The sequence below is a fragment of the Rothia sp. HMSC065D02 genome (genome assembly GCF_001815285.1).
Taxonomy (GTDB): domain Bacteria; phylum Actinomycetota; class Actinomycetes; order Actinomycetales; family Micrococcaceae; genus Rothia; species Rothia dentocariosa.
The window spans coordinates 1-16,213 of the sequence record NZ_KV820092.1; the positions used below are offsets into that span (position 1 = coordinate 1).

12 protein-coding genes and 1 pseudogene are annotated in these 16,213 nt (G+C 55.9%); 11 read left to right on the forward strand and 2 right to left on the reverse strand.

Features of this window, described 5'->3' with window-relative positions; translation table 11 throughout:
- The 5 genes and pseudogenes from HMPREF3016_RS11080 to HMPREF3016_RS07615 form a co-directional block, all read left to right on the forward strand.
- Positions 1-1,093: pseudogene (locus tag HMPREF3016_RS11080) on the forward strand (hypothetical protein); the annotation flags it as partial.
- A 339-nt stretch (positions 1,094-1,432) separates the two neighbouring features.
- Complete coding sequence (locus HMPREF3016_RS07600; RefSeq protein ID WP_070741457.1) at positions 1,433-2,932, forward strand: amino acid permease; 1,500 nt, start codon at positions 1,433-1,435, stop codon at positions 2,930-2,932.
- 755 nt (positions 2,933-3,687) lie between these two features.
- Entirely contained in the window at positions 3,688-4,065 is a 378-nt protein-coding gene (locus HMPREF3016_RS07605; RefSeq protein WP_004005141.1) for a DUF488 domain-containing protein, read from the forward strand.
- A gap of 42 nt (positions 4,066-4,107) precedes the next feature.
- Positions 4,108-4,584: an NUDIX hydrolase gene (locus tag HMPREF3016_RS07610; RefSeq protein WP_048753008.1), complete on the forward strand. Its 477-nt coding sequence runs from the start codon at positions 4,108-4,110 to the stop codon at positions 4,582-4,584.
- Between the two features lie 160 nt (positions 4,585-4,744).
- A complete protein-coding gene (locus HMPREF3016_RS07615) occupies positions 4,745-5,290 on the forward strand; it encodes an LOG family protein (RefSeq protein ID WP_004005139.1) in 546 nt (181 codons plus the stop codon).
- 95 nt (positions 5,291-5,385) lie between these two features.
- Here the strand turns inward: HMPREF3016_RS07615 and HMPREF3016_RS07620 are convergent, their stop codons facing one another.
- Positions 5,386-5,805 carry a hypothetical protein gene (locus HMPREF3016_RS07620; protein WP_048754168.1) on the reverse strand — a complete coding sequence of 140 codons (420 nt, stop codon included), beginning with the start codon at positions 5,803-5,805 and terminating at the stop codon, positions 5,386-5,388.
- Between the two features lie 36 nt (positions 5,806-5,841).
- Between HMPREF3016_RS07620 and HMPREF3016_RS07625 the strand changes: the two genes are divergently transcribed.
- Positions 5,842-6,516 carry a pyroglutamyl-peptidase I gene (locus tag HMPREF3016_RS07625; protein ID WP_070741460.1) on the forward strand — a complete coding sequence of 225 codons (675 nt, stop codon included), beginning with the start codon at positions 5,842-5,844 and terminating at the stop codon, positions 6,514-6,516.
- 109 nt (positions 6,517-6,625) lie between these two features.
- Here HMPREF3016_RS07625 and pgi read toward each other — a convergent pair whose 3' ends face one another.
- Positions 6,626-8,296, reverse strand: a complete 1,671-nt coding sequence (pgi, locus tag HMPREF3016_RS07630) for a glucose-6-phosphate isomerase (protein WP_070741464.1) — start codon at positions 8,294-8,296, stop codon at positions 6,626-6,628.
- Positions 8,297-8,705: 409 nt separating this feature from the next.
- On the opposite strand from pgi, the gene HMPREF3016_RS07635 reads away from it, so the two are divergent.
- The 5 genes from HMPREF3016_RS07635 to fdxA all read left to right on the forward strand — a co-directional run bounded on the left by HMPREF3016_RS07635 (position 8,706) and on the right by fdxA (position 16,207).
- Positions 8,706-10,877 (forward strand): acyltransferase family protein, encoded by a 2,172-nt coding sequence (locus HMPREF3016_RS07635; RefSeq protein ID WP_070741467.1) that lies wholly within the window; start codon positions 8,706-8,708, stop codon positions 10,875-10,877.
- Between the two features lie 157 nt (positions 10,878-11,034).
- The gene (locus HMPREF3016_RS07640; RefSeq protein ID WP_070741470.1) at positions 11,035-11,931 is read left to right on the forward strand and encodes an NAD(+) diphosphatase; all 897 of its coding nucleotides are present in this window, start codon (positions 11,035-11,037) and stop codon (positions 11,929-11,931) included.
- Between the two features lie 207 nt (positions 11,932-12,138).
- Positions 12,139-14,049, forward strand: a complete 1,911-nt coding sequence (gene typA / locus HMPREF3016_RS07645) for a translational GTPase TypA (protein WP_048752998.1) — start codon at positions 12,139-12,141, stop codon at positions 14,047-14,049.
- Positions 14,050-14,183: 134 nt separating this feature from the next.
- Positions 14,184-15,563 (forward strand): PIG-L family deacetylase, encoded by a 1,380-nt coding sequence (locus tag HMPREF3016_RS07650; RefSeq protein WP_070741472.1) that lies wholly within the window; start codon positions 14,184-14,186, stop codon positions 15,561-15,563.
- Positions 15,564-15,886: 323 nt separating this feature from the next.
- A complete protein-coding gene (gene fdxA, locus HMPREF3016_RS07655) occupies positions 15,887-16,207 on the forward strand; it encodes a ferredoxin (protein WP_004005129.1) in 321 nt (106 codons plus the stop codon).
- The last annotated feature ends 6 nt before the right edge of the window (positions 16,208-16,213 follow it).

Sequence of the window (16,213 nt, forward strand, 5' to 3'; positions counted from 1 at the left end):
GCCCGGCCAGCCCGGTCAGCCTGGTCAGCCCGGCACCCCCGATCCCAGCCTCCCCGATAACAACAAGGGTGGTGGCGACTGGAACATCGGTGGCGGCGGCTACTACGAAGGTGACTTCAACCTCAACGGTCACTACCAAGGTGGCTGGGACTTTGGCGCAACCGTTCCCGGATGGGGTCAGTGGGACAACGGCGGTGACGACTGCTTCCAAGGCGGCGGTAATTTTTTTCAGGTAACTCCTGGGGAAAATAATGCCGTAACGCCTGCACCTAACGGTCACGGCGGTCTTGGTTGGGTAGGCGATAACGCTCCTAACACCCCAGGTAATGCTGGAAATACGCCCGCACCTAACGGTCAGGGCGGTTTGGGTCAGACTGGCGATACCCCGCAGCCGGTAGCTCCTGACACCACTGGTCAGGGCGGTCTCGGTCAGGTTGGTGGCAACACCACCACCGAAACTGGACAGGCTACCGGAAGCGAAAGCCAGGGTGCACAGTTCGGTCAGCTGAGCGAGAGCTATACTCGCACTTCTGAAGGCGAAATCCTCCAGGAGCAGCAGCGTCATCAAGATCATGGCGGACTGGGCCTGACTGCTGATAACGATTCCGACAACGGTCGGGGTGGTTTGGGTCAGACCGGTGACAACCGGGCTCCCCAGCATCAGGGTACTGTGACCATCAGCAACGATGTCGATATTGACCTCAACGCTGGCGCGGTATCCCGCGGTAGCGAGGCCGTGAACACCAATGCTTCTGAAGATGTTAATGGTGGCGGCGCCGGTCTTGTTGGCAACGGTTCTGAGAATAACAATGGTGGCGGCGCCGGCCTCGTCGGCAATGCTCCCAATGTTAATGGCGGTGGCGCCGGTTTCGTTGGCGATAACGGCAACGGCGGTTCCGCACAGGTGAACGGCGGCGGCAACGCAGCTGTTAACCAGGCCACTCAGGCAGACAACGGTAGCTCCGCGAGCTCCCAGAAGTCAGGAAGCTTGGCACACACCGGTGTCAGTGGCGTTCTGTTCGCCGCTGGGCTGGGTCTGCTCTCCCTGATGACCGGACTTGTGGTTCTGTTGACTCGCCGCAACAAGGCCTAATTAACGACGAATTGTCGTTATAGAGGTTACAAATTCGGGGTGGGTATCTCTCTCATGAGGTATCCACCCCGTTTTTGTGCGTAAAGACGGTTATTGCCTAGATGGGAGCAGTGCACATACAGCTTTCGAAGTGGCGTAGCACGTATGAGAGATGTAGTATTAGAGCTTGATTAGAAAAATTTAGGCATCATTAGAAATACTTCAGGATGCCGTAACGGCGTTTCTTCAGAGGATACGCACATAAGATCTTCCGGCTTAGATATTGAGGGAACACCAGGAGAAAGCTGATGGCTGTGTGACACCCGCATATCTGGGAAGTTTCAGAATAGAGAGAAAACAATGGCACAAACTTCACAACAGTCTTCGTCAGCATCGGATGCGAGTGATGCTGCTGCAGATACTGATCTGAAACGCGGTCTTTCGGCACGTCATATGCAGATGATCGCCATCGGCGGCGCTATCGGCACCGGTCTGTTTGTTGCATCCGGCAAAACTATCTCTACCGCCGGGCCGGGCGGCGCTATCGTTGCTTACGGGCTGATCGGTATTATGGTGCTGTTCCTCATGCAGTCTCTGGGTGAGATGGCAGCGCATCTGCCCGTCCCAGGTTCGTTTCAAACCTACGCAACACGTTACGTTTCATCATCCTTCGGGTTTGCCATGGGGTGGAACTACTGGTTTAACTGGGCAATCACCGTCGCGGCCGAGCTTGTAGCGGTCGGGGAAGTGATGAAGTATTGGCTTCCTGAAACTCCCTCGTGGGTGTGGGCGGGCATCTTCTTAGTTCTCTTGACGGGGCTTAATGCTCTTTCTGCCAAAGCCTACGGTGAGGGCGAATTCTGGCTTGCCACTATTAAGGTGGTCACCGTTATCGTGTTCTTGATCGCGGGAATCGCGATGATCTTCGGGGTTCTCGGAGGTGCATCACCGGGTACCTCAAACTGGACCACAGGCGAAGCTCCTTTTGTGGGCGGGCCCGTCGCTATTTTCGCTATCTTCATGGTCGCTGGGTTCTCTTTCCAGGGTACCGAGATGATCGGTATTGCCGCCGGAGAATCCAAGAACCCCCGTCGCGATGTGCCGCGCGCGCTCACCAGTGTGTTCTGGCGCATCATGCTGTTCTATATCGGCGCCATGGTGATTATAGGATTCCTTATTCCTTACACCGATCCGAATCTGCTCACCGCAGCCGAAGGCGATATTAACATTTCTCCCTTCACCCTTATCTTTGAGCGAGCCGGTATTGCCTTCGCCGCTGCAGCAATGAACGCCGTGATTCTTACCGCCGTGCTCTCTGCAGGTAACTCGGGTCTCTATGTTTCGGCACGCATGTTGTTCTCACTCGCGCAGGAGGGCAAAGCCCCCAAGATTTTCACGAAGGTCAATAAGGGGGGCGTGCCGATGCCCGCTCTCATGGCAACTTCCGCCGTGGGAGCTATCGGATTTATCGCCTCCGTTATTTCGCCGGATGCGGCCTACCTGTGGCTAGTCAATGTTTCGGGTCTAGCCGGTTTCATTACCTGGGTTGGTATCGCGGTGGCACACTATAGGTTCCGCCGTGCATATATGCGGCAGGGGCATAACCTTAACGACCTTCCCTATACGGCGCCCTTCTTCCCGGTGGGGCCGATTATTGCCTTCATTATGTGTCTGCTGGTGATCGGTGGGCAGAACTACGAGGCGATCCTTGCGGGAGACTGGGTGGGCGTGATGAGCTCATATATAGGCCTGCCGGTCTTTGTGGCAGTTTGGGCTATTCACGCTATCGTAACCCGCGACCGTTTGATTCCGCTGGAACAGGTGGATGTCTCGGGTCTTGAGGTTAAAACGAGCAAGTAATTTCGGCGAACGGAATTATCAATAAAAAGACCGCCGGAGGAATATCGTGAGGTTATTCCCCGGCGGGTTTTATTGCTATAAAATCACATTTTGATAAAGAGTTTCACGGTAAACTATTATGCGGTAGTACCATTTTTTAACGGTATATATGTTTCAACTCCGTGGGTAAATATAAAGATATAATAAAGTTTGCCCGAAATGCTTTACCTCCGTGTTGTGAGCAGGGTATGTTTGTAAAGACATAGAACGTTCACTATTGTGAACCTTCTCTTATGTACGATATGAAGCTTCCTGACCTTTGGTTCGTGCATTCGTAGGTTTACGATCGGTTAAGCCTCATGTGAGCGCTCTATGAGAATACCCCGTAAGGTATCGTCGGGGATGTATAGATTCGTTTGAAGCACTCACTGTTTTCAGGGGATGTGCCCTCTGGGAAAAAGCACAGACATGAATGCTCAAGCTAGGATAAGACCCCCGTAGCGTGTTTAGGGTAGAGGCACGGCGGGGGTCTAAGCCTGCCCGTGCAGGAATTGATGTGAACGCACTAAAGCTGGGGATTTAGACGTGGCAGTATTTTCTTTTGATGATGAAAATTTTTATATATACTCCACAATAAAATTAGAAAATACTTTCGTCCGGAAAAATATCATATATATAGAGCATGTAGTCATACATCGATAATGTACATATCCTGGCGGGTCACCTATCTTAACGTTAGGTGTACCAGACAGATTCTCCGGCGTAGGATTGGCACTATGGATATAGTTATTAAGCGCATATATGAAGAGCCTTCCCCGGATGACGGATACCGGGTACTCGTTGATAGGCTTTGGCCGCGCGGAGTCTCAAAAGATAAGGCTCATCTTGATGAATGGGCGAAGGACTTAGCTCCTTCGACGGAGGCTCGCCGAGATTTTGGGCATAAACCAGAGAATTTTGAATCCTTCAAACAACGCTATCTGAACGAGCTTGACAGTAATTCAGAGGTGTACCCCGAGCTTGAGCGTATGGTTGCGGGTGCGCAGAAGCTCCAGTCCTCTCGCGTTACGCTTTTGTACGGCGCTAAGAGCCCTACCTGCAACCACGCGGTCATTCTGCGTGATTACCTCATAGACCGGCTGAAGAGCCTCTGAAATTTTGGCTGATACGCGCTGTACATAAGCTACTGTAGAAAGATGGTTGATGAACATTCAGCAATTGATACGGCACAGAGAATTGTGCATGTTTCTGCAGTGGTAATCCGCAATCACGCCGGGCACGTACTGACCGTGCGTAAAGCCGCCTCACACGGGTTTATGATGCCCGGAGGTAAACCCGATGCGGGGGAGAGCCCCTTGCATACGGCGGTGCGTGAGGTTACTGAAGAGCTGGGATTTGCGCCGGATCCTGCCCAGATGGTGTACCTTGGCAAGTTTGACGCCCCCGCCCTGAACGAAAGCGGATTCGTGGTACGTGCCGAAACTTTTGAATATATGCCGCATCCGCAAGAGGAAAAGATACTTGAGCAGCTGAGCCCGCATGCCGAAATTGCTGAATTACGTTGGGTAGACCCCGCAGCGGACTATACCGATCAGGCACCTCTGAACACTGAGTGTATATTCCCGCTTATCTGCAGAATAAGTCCTGGCGAAACGCCATCGGTGCCGCTGTGAATCCGCTGAAAATATGCGCGATATGAGCGATAAGGCTTGCGCTCGGCTGCGCGGGGGCGGTAGGGTGCATAGGGATAAATCACCCGTAAAAATTTTACGTTGACGCACGCGTTCCGCGCACCGTCGCGTGTATGAACGCATCCGATGAAAGAAGCAGAACATGAGAGATAGTTTTAACCTTGCCGTGTATTGCGGCGCTACTATGGGCAATGACCCCGATTTTGCCGCCTGCGCCCGTGAGTTGGGAACCCTGTGCGCAAAACGTGGCGTGGGGGTAGTTTATGGAGGCGGACGCACCGGTCTGATGGGAACCGTCGCGGGCGCGACCCTGGATGCGGGCGGCAAAGTCTACGGCGTGGTCACCCACCAGCTCGTGGAGTGGGAGGGCGTGTACCCCGGGCAGACAACCCTCGATATTGTCGATACCATGCATCAGCGTAAGATCGCCATGATTAATAAGGCCGACGCCTTCGTTGCGATGCCCGGTGGCCCCGGAACCTTGGAAGAATTTTTCGAGGTATTTAGCTGGCAATTCCTCAAGATTCACACGAAGCCTGTGGCGCTCCTGAATGTTAATGGGTACTGGGATAAGCTCGTTGAGGCGATGCAATATATGGCTAGCACTGAGCTTTTGCGCCCTTCATACCTGGAACGTTTGATTGTTGTTGACACTCCCGAAGAGCTTATGAAGGTGCTTGGGAAATAGCCCGGAAGCTCTGGAGAAACCAACTACTTACACGCCCGTGGCCTGAGCGCTGCGGGCGTTTTTGCATCACCCGTCGGTAGGGGGCGTGGACGCGTCTAGTTTTTACCGCGCGCCCTGCTCAGAAGCGAAGAAAGCGGCAGAATATGCACAATAATCCATACGGGCGTGAGCGTCATCATAAGCATATAGAGAACCCTAATCAGGGACTCCATGTGAGGGTCTTCTGAGAGCATGCCCAGATAGACCGTCAACCCCAATACCGCGCCAGTGGTGAGTGTCAAATAGAGCAATGCCCACAGCACTTCGGAGCGGCTGGCGTGCCCGCGACCGAGTGTGTAGAAGCGGTAAAACCGCCCCACCGCCTGAAGGAACGAGGCACCTTCTAACGCCTGTGCGGGTTCACGAACAGCGGCTAGCGCCTCCTGCTCATCATCAACGCCGATTTCGCGCAGGGCATCGGGGGTATCCTGGAGAAGAAAAACGGGTTCTTCTTTGTGACGGTGTGTGCGTGCCATACCTCTAGGGTACCCGACGACGTGTAAAGGACAACGATGACAAAGACCCTTCTCATCACCTATTTCGGCCCGTTTCCCGGCGTGAGCGTGAACCCGAGCGGGGTAACAGCGCGGCAGGTGGCTGATGTACTTGCCGACGAATCTGCGGTACGGGTTGTAACCCGTGAGGTTCCGGTGAGCTATGCGGGTTCTTCAGAAGCTTTAGGGGAGATGCTGACCGATATTCGCCCAGATGCGGTGCTCAGCTTGGGCGTGGCAGTCGGGCGGGATAAGGTGAGCTTTGAGAGGGTTGCTATCAACCTGGATTCCGCCGATATTGAGGATAATGACGGTGTGGTGCGTGTGGATGAGGCGATTACCCCGGATGGACGCGAAGCGTATTTTTCGACCCTGCCGGTGCGGGCAAGCTATGAGCGTTTGCGTGGTGTGGGGCTACCGGTTGAGATTTCGTACACCGCCGGAACTTATGTGTGCAACCACGTATTTTATGAGGTACACCGTATTCTGGAACGCCAGGGGCGGCGGATTCCTGCGGGGTTTGTGCATATTCCCGCCACGCAAGTCGATCATGAGCCCTCTGACGCACAGACAACGCTTACTGCACATACCGATGCTGGGGGAGTAGAGAGCGAATCGGTGCCGACTCTGCCTGAGGCGGTGGTTGCGCGCATCGTGGTGGAGCTGGTGCGCGACACCCTCAAGGTTATGTAGGCTCATTCATGCCGTAGAACTGGGAAGACGAGTGAAAGCGGCGGTTAAAACGCGGTGCCCCCGATGAGAGATTCATCGGGGGCACCGCGCATATTAGCCTAGGGCACTGCTACTTGCGGTGCTTAAGGTAGTAGTCGATCAGGGATGCGGTCGAAGAATCCTGGCGTGCCAGAACCTCGCGGTCGCCTTTGATAGCGGGCACCAGATCGAGCGCCAGCTTCTTGCCGAGTTCGACGCCCCACTGGTCGAAGGAATCGATACCCCACACGATACCCTGTACAAAGGTGATGTGCTCATAGAGGGCAATCAGCTCGCCCAGCACACGCGGGGTCAGGCGGGAGGCCATGATAGAGGTCGAAGGACGGTTGCCGCTGAAGATACGGGCGTTTACCACATGCTCGGCGGTACCTTCGGCACGTACCTCATCCTCGGTCTTGCCGAAGGCGAGCGCCTGAGTCTGTGCGAAGAAGTTTGCGAGGAAGAGCTCGTGCACATCCTGCTCGCCATCCTTGGTGGGGTGAGCTGGGTTGGCGAAGGCCAGGAAGTCCGCAGGGATAAGGCGGGTACCCTGGTGGATAAGCTGGTAGAAAGCGTGCTGACCGTTGGTGCCGGGCTCGCCCCAGAAAACCTCGCCCGTGGAGTAGTCCACGAAGGAACCGTCGGCGCGCACGGATTTACCGTTGGACTCCATGGTAAGTTGCTGCAGATAGGCGGGAAAACGGTGCAGGTACTGGTCGTAGGGTAGAACCGCGTGGGTTTCGGCACCCAAGAAGTTCACGTACCATACGTTAAGCAAGCCCATGAGTACGGGCACGTTCTTTTCAAAGGGCGCAGTGCGGAAGTGCTCGTCCATGGCGTGGAAGCCCGCGAGGAATTCTTCGAATACCTTCGGGCCGAAGACGATGGCCAGCGAGGTACCGATCGCCGAGTCTACGGAGTAGCGACCGCCTACCCAGTCCCAGAAGCCGAAGGCATTTTCGGGGTCAATGCCGAAGGCAGCAACCTTATCGAGCGCGGTTGAAACGGCGATAAAGTGCTGAGCCACGGCTTCTTCTGCGGTTTTTCCCTGCAGGGCGTTCGCCTCGCCAAGCGCGGTGAGCAGCCAGTCGCGTGCCACACGAGCGTTGGTCAGGGTTTCTAGGGTGCCGAAGGTCTTCGAAGCAACGATGAACAGGGTAGTTTCGGGGTCAAGATCAGAAACTTTTTCGGCAACATCGGTCGGGTCGATATTTGAGATGAACCGTGCGGAAATCCCGGCATCGGCGTAAGGCTTAAGCGCCTCGTACACCATCACGGGACCAAGGTCAGAACCGCCAATACCAATATTCACCACGGTCTCGATGCGCTTGCCGCTCACGCCGGTCCACTCGCCCGAACGCACACGATCGGCAAAAGCGTAAATCTTGTTCAGAACGGCGTGAACATCGCTATCGACATCCTGCCCATCAACAATGAGGGCGGGGGAGTAGCCTTTGGGGCGGCGCAGCGCGGTGTGCAGAACCGCGCGGTCCTCGGTCACGTTAATGTGTTCGCCAGTGAACATAGCATCGCGGCGTTCGGCGAGGTTCACCTCTTCGGCGAGTTTGAGCAAAAGCTGCACGGTCTCTTCGGTGACGAGGTTCTTCGAGAGGTCTACATGCAGGTCTGCGGCATCAAAACTAAATTTCTGGGCGCGGGAAGGATCCTGCTCGAACCAGGCTCGCAAATTCGGAGTGAGCGATGCTTTGTGCTGGGTTAGTGCTGACCACGCGCTGGTGGTCGTCGGGTTCGTAATAGTCATGGTTCTTATTTTCTCTCTTTCAACCCGGTGATGTCACCTTTATACAGGCGTTTACCTGAAGGTTTTGCGCGTTCTTGCGCTTTTGGTGACCACAACGTTTGGGTGCGGTGCATAATTCCCGCCAGGCATTATCCCATGAACGGCGCGCATTGGAGGGGAGATTTTACGAATCCTCAGGGTGCCCTCAAGGGTTAGCAAACCGTCCCCTAAATGTACACGAAAACGCGCGTACATTTGGGAGAATACCGGTGGTAGACTGGGGACGTCTTTATAGACCTGCCTCGGTGCATCCGGTAATGCGGGCATGAGCGATGCTGGCTTTTTGCATAGCGTGCGTGGAAGTTCTCGACGGCGCTGTGCATCATGAAAACTCACTCATAACTCACACATTCACTCCAGGATATTGTTTATGCCTATAAACCCGCTGCGGGGAATTCGTGTACCCGCTGCAGAGCATACCCCGCCGTATGAATCGTTCCTAGAATCTCGCGGATTCCGCCCCGAAATTCAGGGTTTGCGCGCCTTCGCCGTGCTTCTCGTGGTGCTTTACCACGTATGGATCGGCAAAGTCTCCGGCGGTGTGGATGTTTTTCTCTTCATCTCGGCTTTCTTGCTTTCGCTCTCGTTCATGCGGAAAATCAACGAGGGCGAAGCGCTGAACCTGCTGGCCTACTGGACTCATGTGTTCGCGCGCCTGTTGCCTGCCGCAGCCGTGGTGATCGTGCTGACTCTTGCGGCTTCCTTAACTATCTTGCCAGCGCTGTATTGGAACGCGCGCGCCGTTGATGCCCAAGCCTCGCTGTTTTACTACCAGAACTGGAACCTGGCGAACGGTGCGGTCAATTATTTCGCCCAGGGTATAAGCGATAAATCGCCCTTCCAGCATTTCTGGTCGCTCTCGATTCAGGGACAAATTTTCCTGCTCTGGCCGATACTTTTCGCGGTGGCTGCGTTTCTCGTGCATCGGGTACGCTTCAAGCCCGTACCCGCGGCGGTAACGGTATTCGGCACTGTATTCATGACCTCGTTTGCCTTCTCAATCTGGGAGACAAAGCAGATTTCCGCCTACGCATATTTTGATACCCGCACCCGCCTGTGGGAGTTTGCGATTGGTACCCTGCTTGCGGCGATGACGCTGAAATGGAAGCCTCGCCATGTGAGAACCCGCGTGGTAATGGGATGGGTGGGCGCCCTGGGATTAGTAACCTGCGGCGCTGTTTTACCGGTTGAACGAACTTTCCCTGGCTACCTGGCGCTGTGGCCCGTGCTCTCCGGCGCGCTGGTGATGATCGCCGGGCGCACCGACCATAAATTCGCGATCGACCGTCTGCTAGTCTCCACGCCGTTGCAAAGCTTGGGCAATATTTCTTACGCCCTGTACCTAGTGCACTGGCCCCTGCTCGTGCTCTACAGCGCTGCGGTTAATAAACCTCGCGTGAATTTTCTGGAAGGCACGGTGATTATCGCCGTTTCAATCGGTTTGGCATGGGTTTTGAGCACCTATATCGAGAAGCCGCTGCGCAGCCGATCCGGCGTATTTCTTGATAAAACGGTCTCAAAACTGCGCGTGACCATGATTTTCACCCCCACTCTTTGGGTGAATCAGCTCGCCTATGTACTCGTGATTCTGCTGGTGATCGGAGCTCCTGTTCTGAGCGTTCGCGCCTGGGCACAGCAACGCGATATAACCGTGATCCAGAATACTGAAGAGCTGGTGAAAAATGATGAGGCAACATATCCAGGCGCCCGAGCAGTCGGCACGGACCAAATGTCGCGCGTATCAAAGCCTATTCCGCAGGATATCCCCATCTACGGCATGCTCGCTGACTGGGGAGAGGGATGCCCCGCACCCTTTACCCCCGTGCATGAATCTCTGAATACATCCTGCGCCGTCAAACAGAATGGGGACGATTCGGCACCCCTCACCATTGTTGTTGGTAGCTCGCACGCATTACAGATGACGGCTGCGTTCGAGCCTATTGCCCAGCGCACCGGCACCAATCAGATGAACCTTCTAGAGACAGGATGCCCTTACCCATTCGCAGCCCCCGAGGGCTATCTCAACGACCGTAAGAAACGCTGCATCGCGTTCTCACAGAAAGCCACGGAAGAAATTCTGCGCCTTAAGCCGACGACCGTAGTGATTATCGCAACCACGACCGACACAAGCGCTGATGCCGAGACCGCAGACCCCAACCTCGACGAAACCCTGCGCGTCTTCACTGATGCGGGCATCCAGGTGATCGGTCTGCGCGATAACCCGCGATTTGCTCAAGACATGTATGTGTGTGCGATTAGGGCTCAGGGGGATAAGAGCAGCTGTTCTGAACCCATTGAGCAGAAATATGGTGATAATCCCGCCGCACCAATTTTCGAGAAATATGCAGACCGTGGAGCCTATCTGCTCGATTTGAAGGATATCTACTGCCCGGACGGTCTATGCCGCTCGGTCATCGGCAACGTATACGTGTACGCGGATACTAACCACCTCACCAAAGCCTTCGAACATACCCTCGCAGAGACAATATATGAGCGTGCTCTCGCCGCAGGGTGGAAGCCGGAAGGGCGCTCAGGTTCATAACCCCAGAGCACCAGGCACGTGAATAGACCGCAGAGATACGCCCTCGCTTATGTCAGATGAGCGGGGGCGCATCACGTGCGCAGATTTCGGGCAGATTTTAGGCATATCAGGCCGCATAGGCGGGGGAGTGAAGGCCGCATGCGGTAGAGTGGAAACCATGAGCGTGCAGCAGAATCTTTACCTGGTTATTTCTCGACGTGGAGAAACCCTTATGAACCGTGACGGAACCGTTCATTACCTGCCCGAAGCGCCACAAAACACCATCATCGAAACCAGCCTGGAGCCTAAATTTAGAAAGCCCTCTGACCGGGAAGGCACCGATTACCATGCAGCCTACCTGGAGGATGAAGAACTGCTCACGCTCGCAGAAGATCTCTCCCGAACTAACACGGATGCGCTCATCACCGCATCGCAGAACGGGTTCCGTTTCTACCCCGTGCACAAAGACCCCGCCGGGCGCGCCCGCTACGCCGCCGCCCTTGCCAAGCGCGACTACCTTCTTGAAATGGAGTATTCCGCGTACTCGGGAGATCCCGCGCTGATCGACGGGGAACGCCAGGTGCGGCGCACCGCATCCGGCGAGCTCGTATTCCCGCGCATCGAACCGGCGGTTATGGCGCTCGTCCTCAGTCGCGACGGCGAACGGGTGCTGTTGGCGAATAACCGGCTCTGGCACGAAAACCGCTTCGCCCTCATCGCCGGGTTCGTGGATCCCGGCGAGAACCTGGAACAGGCAGTAGCCCGCGAAGTCTATGAAGAAACCGGGCTGCAGGCTCTCAACCTTGACTACCGCATGAGCGATGTGTGGCCCTTCCCGCGCTCGCTCATGATCTGCTACCGGGTAAAGGTCGATGACACCCAACCCGTGGAACATCTGGATGGAGAAATCCGGGCCGCACGCTGGTTCACCGTGCCCGAGTTGGCGCAGGCTATCACCGAATCTGAAGCTATACGCCAGAAACAAGGAGTGCCCAAACTGGAGCTTCCTGGCACGAACGCGGTCGCCCGCCGCATGCTGGACGATTGGCTGCACGAGAAAAATGCCGGGTGCTGAGTCGAAGCCGACTAAAACCTGCGCCCAAGACAAACTAGGGCAAGTGGTACACTGGATAGGTAAGCCCGAGGCAGAGGCGCGTTTTGGCGCGCCCGCACGAGAACGCTCGGGCATGCACGCACTGATATCCGCGTTGCGTATTTAAGCTCACGCATCTAACGCGGCGTGCCCCTAGTATTCCCTAGATTTAAGCGAGAAAAATTACGCATGTCTGAAAACACCGCTTCGCGCCCTGATTTGCGCAACGTGGCGATCGTGGCACACGTTGACCACGGCAAAACCACCATCGTGGATGCGATGCTCAAGCAGACCCACGCGTTCTCGGCGCACGCAGACGTCGAAGACCGCGTGATGGACTCCGGCGACCTTGAAAAGGAAAAAGGCATTACCATCCTCGCGAAGAACACCACCGTGTTCTACGATGGACCCTCCGCGAACGGTGAAACTATCACCATCAACGTGATCGATACCCCCGGACACGCCGACTTCGGCGGCGAAGTCGAACGCGGCCTTTCTATGGTCGATGGCGTGGTGCTGCTCGTGGACGCCTCTGAAGGCCCGCTGCCGCAGACCCGCTTCGTGCTGCGCAAGGCACTCGCCGCGAAGCTGCCCGTCATTTTGGTGGTGAACAAGGTGGACCGCCCGGATGCGCGCATCGACGAGGTCGTCAGCGAAACGATGGATCTGCTGCTCGGCTTGGCATCGGACCTGTCCGAGGAGGTGCCCGACCTTGACCTCGACAGCGTGCTCGATGTGCCGGTCGTCTATGCTTCCGGCAAAGCCGGTGCCGCATCGCTGAACCAACCCGCCGACGGCGCCCTGCCCGATAATGACGATTTGGAACCTCTGTTTAAGACCATTATCGAGCACGTGCCCGCCCCCACCTACAACCCTGATGAGGTGCTGCAGGCGCATGTGACCAACCTTGACTCTTCGCCGTTCCTGGGCCGTCTGGCGCTCGTGCGTATCTTCAACGGCACCCTCAAGAAAGGGCAGACCGTCGCTTGGGCACGTCAAGATGGCGATATTAAGAACGTGCGTATCTCCGAGCTGTTGGCAACCAAGGCGCTCGAACGTGTTCCCGCCGAAGAAGCAGGCCCCGGCGAAATCGTGGCGGTCGCCGGTATCGAAGACATTACCATTGGTGAAACCCTGACCGATGCCGAAAACCCCAAGCCGCTGCCGCTTATTAAGGTGGACGACCCGGCGATCTCCATGACCATCGGTATTAACACCTCTCCGATGGCGGGCCGGGTCAAGGGCGCGAAGGTGACCGCACGCCAGGTCAAGGACCGTCTTGACCGCGAGCTTATCGGTAACGTCTCCATCAAGGTTCTGCCCACCCAGCGCCCGGATGCTTGGGAAGTTCAGGGCCGTGGCGAGCTCGCCCTCGCTATTTTGGTGGAGCAGATGCGCCGCGAAGGCTTCGAACTGACCGTGGGTAAACCGCAGGTAGTCACCAAAACCATCGACGGCAAACTGTACGAGCCGATGGAACACATGATTATTGATGTGCCCGAAGAGCACCTGGGTGCCGTAACCCAGCTGATGGCGGCACGTAAGGGGCGCATGGAGAACATGTCGAACCACGGCACCGGCTGGGTGCGCATGGAATTCGCGGTACCCGCGCGCGGCCTGATCGGCTTCCGCACTCAGTTCCTCACTGAAACCCGCGGCGCCGGTATCTCGTCGTCGTACTCGATAGACCCCGAACCCTGGGCTGGCGATATTGAGTACCGCACCAACGGTTCGATGATCGCCGACCGTGCCGGTGTGGTTACCCCTTACGCCATGATTAACCTGCAGGAACGCGGCACCTTCTTCGTGGAACCGACCTCCGAAGTATACGAGGGTATGGTCGTGGGCATGAACTCTCGTGCGGACGATATGGAAGTGAATATCACCAAGGAAAAGAAGCTGACCAATATGCGTTCCTCCACCGCAGACAGCTTCGAGAATCTGACCCCGCCCAAGAAGCTCACGCTGGAAGAATGCCTCGAATTCGCCCGCGAAGACGAATGTGTGGAAGTCACTCCCGAAGCTATTCGCATCCGCAAGGTTATTCTGGATGCGAACGAGCGCGTGCGTGAATTCCGCCGCCGTGCCCGCGCCAACTAGGGCACACAAGCATAGCTAACCGCCGGGAGCAGTACGGGCGTTTGTCCTCATGACAAGCCACGATAACCGTACCGCTCCCGGTTGTGGTTTAAGATATAGAAGAACTGTTCTTTGACAGAAGGTCACCTGACACTATGCCTGAAACTTCCGCGCCGCAGTACCCCGCCCAGGGGGAACACCTGATGAAAAACGCGAAACGCGACCTACTGCCGAGCGGCTACACGCCCTCCGAGGCAGTGATGTTGTTCGTACACGCGCATCCAGACGACGAGACCACGGCAACAGGCGCAACGATGGCGTACTACGCCAAGAAGGGTGCCAAGGTGCATTTGCTGACCCTCACCCGAGGCGAAATGGGAGAAGTCATTCCGCCGAAGCTGCAGCATCTTGAAGTGGGCAAACCCGGCAACAGCGACAACGGCGAGGCACTGGGGGAGTACCGAACCGTTGAGCTCAACAACGCGACGGCAAAGCTGGGTGTACGCAAGCGTTTCTTCCTGGGAGAGGAACCCGCCACGGCGCCGGGCGCGCTCAACATCTACCGTGATTCCGGCATGGCGTGGGGCAAAGACGGTAAACCGGTGGCGAACCCGAAGGCGAGTGAAGATTCCTTGACCGCCCAGCCGATTGCCCCGCAGGCCGAGGCTATTGCTAATGCCATTCGCGATATTAAGCCTGATGTTCTGATCACCTATGACCTCGACGGTGGCTACGGGCACCCCGACCATGTGCGCACTCACCAGGCTGTGCTTGAAGCACTCAAAATCTTGGGCGATAGTAACGACCGCCCCATACTGACCTGGGGTATTGAAGGAGAATTCTCAGAACAGGATGCGCGCCAACAATGCGCTATCACCGGCTCAGTCGAGGCCAAACGTGAAGCGATGAAAGCCCACGGAACGCAGATCGTGGTCACCGGGGACACCACCTTTGAATTCTCAAACAAGGTAGAGCAGAAAATTTCGGCGGTTGAAACCTACCGCCTGCTCGACGGTAACGCACAGCGCAAAATTCCCGAAACCCCCACGCAGGCAGGCATCGTATCGCTTCTGATAACGTGCATTCTTCTGGGAACCCTCGCAGGTATTGCGGGCTCAATCTACCACGCCTGGGTCATGTATACGGGCGAAACTCCGCTTCCTGTCGGGCTCGTGTTCGGCTTCGCCACCGTATTTTTTGCATCGCTGTGGGCTTCCCTCGCGCTACGTCGCGGCGGGGCAACGGTTATCACCGGTGCCTTCGCATTCCTGGTGATATATGCGCTTGCCTTTATGCGCCCGGATTCGCCCTTCGTACTGGTAAACCCGGACTACCCGCCGATTGGTTTATACGGCACACTATGGCTTTTGGGTACGCCCGTTATCTCTCTGCTTGCCTTTTTCGTCTTTACCCGTACCAAAGAAGGAAACGCCTTCTATAACACCCCGCGGCAGGTCCATTTGCGCCATCGCAGGGCCGAAGAGAAAGCGCGCCGAGCTCAAACGCTTAATAATTCTTCGCGCACTGCACCATAAGCTGTGATGAAGCTAAAGAATGACATAGAGGCGTCACGAAAAATGTTGTGATGAATATAACTTTCAAGAGTATTTATTTTAATTTCTTGGCTTTGACTAGGGTAAATAATATTTGCTCGCAGGAAAGCCTAGCCTAAAAAATACCGGCTAAGGGTCGTATTATGGCTGTCTGCTACGACACGAAAATCTGCTTAAATGCCCTGTGCAAGCTAGACTTATACACAGACTTCCACGAGGTCATAACCCTCGTGATAACGTGCGCCGGACGACGACCCTGCAGGATTACAGGGCAGGCACACGCTGCTAGGTTTAGAAAGGCACCCATGACTTACGTAATTGCACTGCCCTGCGTAGACGTGAAAGATCGCGCCTGCGTTGAGGAATGCCCCGTTGACTGCATCTACGAGGGTGACCGCACACTGTATATCCACCCCGATGAATGCGTGGACTGCGGAGCCTGCGAACCCGTTTGCCCCGTCGAGGCTATCTACTATGAAGATGACGTACCCGAAGAATGGTCCGAATACATTACCGCCAACGCCGAATTCTTCGACGACCTCGGCTCACCCGGTGGTGCCGCGAAGATGGGACCAACCGGTAAAGACGTACCCTTCATCGCCGCCCTACCACCGCAGGGGGAGTAGCTGGCG

Excerpts from the sequence above, each read along its gene's own strand:
- HMPREF3016_RS07605 (WP_004005141.1), top strand. The coding sequence starts at position 3,688 with ATGGATATAGTTATTAAGCGCATATATGAAGAGCCTTCCCCGGATGAC.
- HMPREF3016_RS07615 (WP_004005139.1), top strand. The coding sequence starts at position 4,745 with ATGAGAGATAGTTTTAACCTTGCCGTGTATTGCGGCGCTACTATGGGC.
- HMPREF3016_RS07650 (WP_070741472.1), top strand. The coding sequence starts at position 14,184 with ATGCCTGAAACTTCCGCGCCGCAGTACCCCGCCCAGGGGGAACACCTG.
- HMPREF3016_RS07625 (WP_070741460.1), top strand. The coding sequence starts at position 5,842 with ATGACAAAGACCCTTCTCATCACCTATTTCGGCCCGTTTCCCGGCGTG.
- typA (WP_048752998.1), top strand. The coding sequence starts at position 12,139 with ATGTCTGAAAACACCGCTTCGCGCCCTGATTTGCGCAACGTGGCGATC.
- pgi (WP_070741464.1), bottom strand. The coding sequence starts at position 8,296 with ATGACTATTACGAACCCGACGACCACCAGCGCGTGGTCAGCACTAACC.
- fdxA (WP_004005129.1), top strand. The coding sequence starts at position 15,887 with ATGACTTACGTAATTGCACTGCCCTGCGTAGACGTGAAAGATCGCGCC.
- HMPREF3016_RS07635 (WP_070741467.1), top strand. The coding sequence starts at position 8,706 with ATGCCTATAAACCCGCTGCGGGGAATTCGTGTACCCGCTGCAGAGCAT.
- HMPREF3016_RS07640 (WP_070741470.1), top strand. The coding sequence starts at position 11,035 with ATGAGCGTGCAGCAGAATCTTTACCTGGTTATTTCTCGACGTGGAGAA.
- HMPREF3016_RS07600 (WP_070741457.1), top strand. The coding sequence starts at position 1,433 with ATGGCACAAACTTCACAACAGTCTTCGTCAGCATCGGATGCGAGTGAT.
- HMPREF3016_RS07620 (WP_048754168.1), bottom strand. The coding sequence starts at position 5,805 with ATGGCACGCACACACCGTCACAAAGAAGAACCCGTTTTTCTTCTCCAG.
- HMPREF3016_RS07610 (WP_048753008.1), top strand. The coding sequence starts at position 4,108 with ATGGTTGATGAACATTCAGCAATTGATACGGCACAGAGAATTGTGCAT.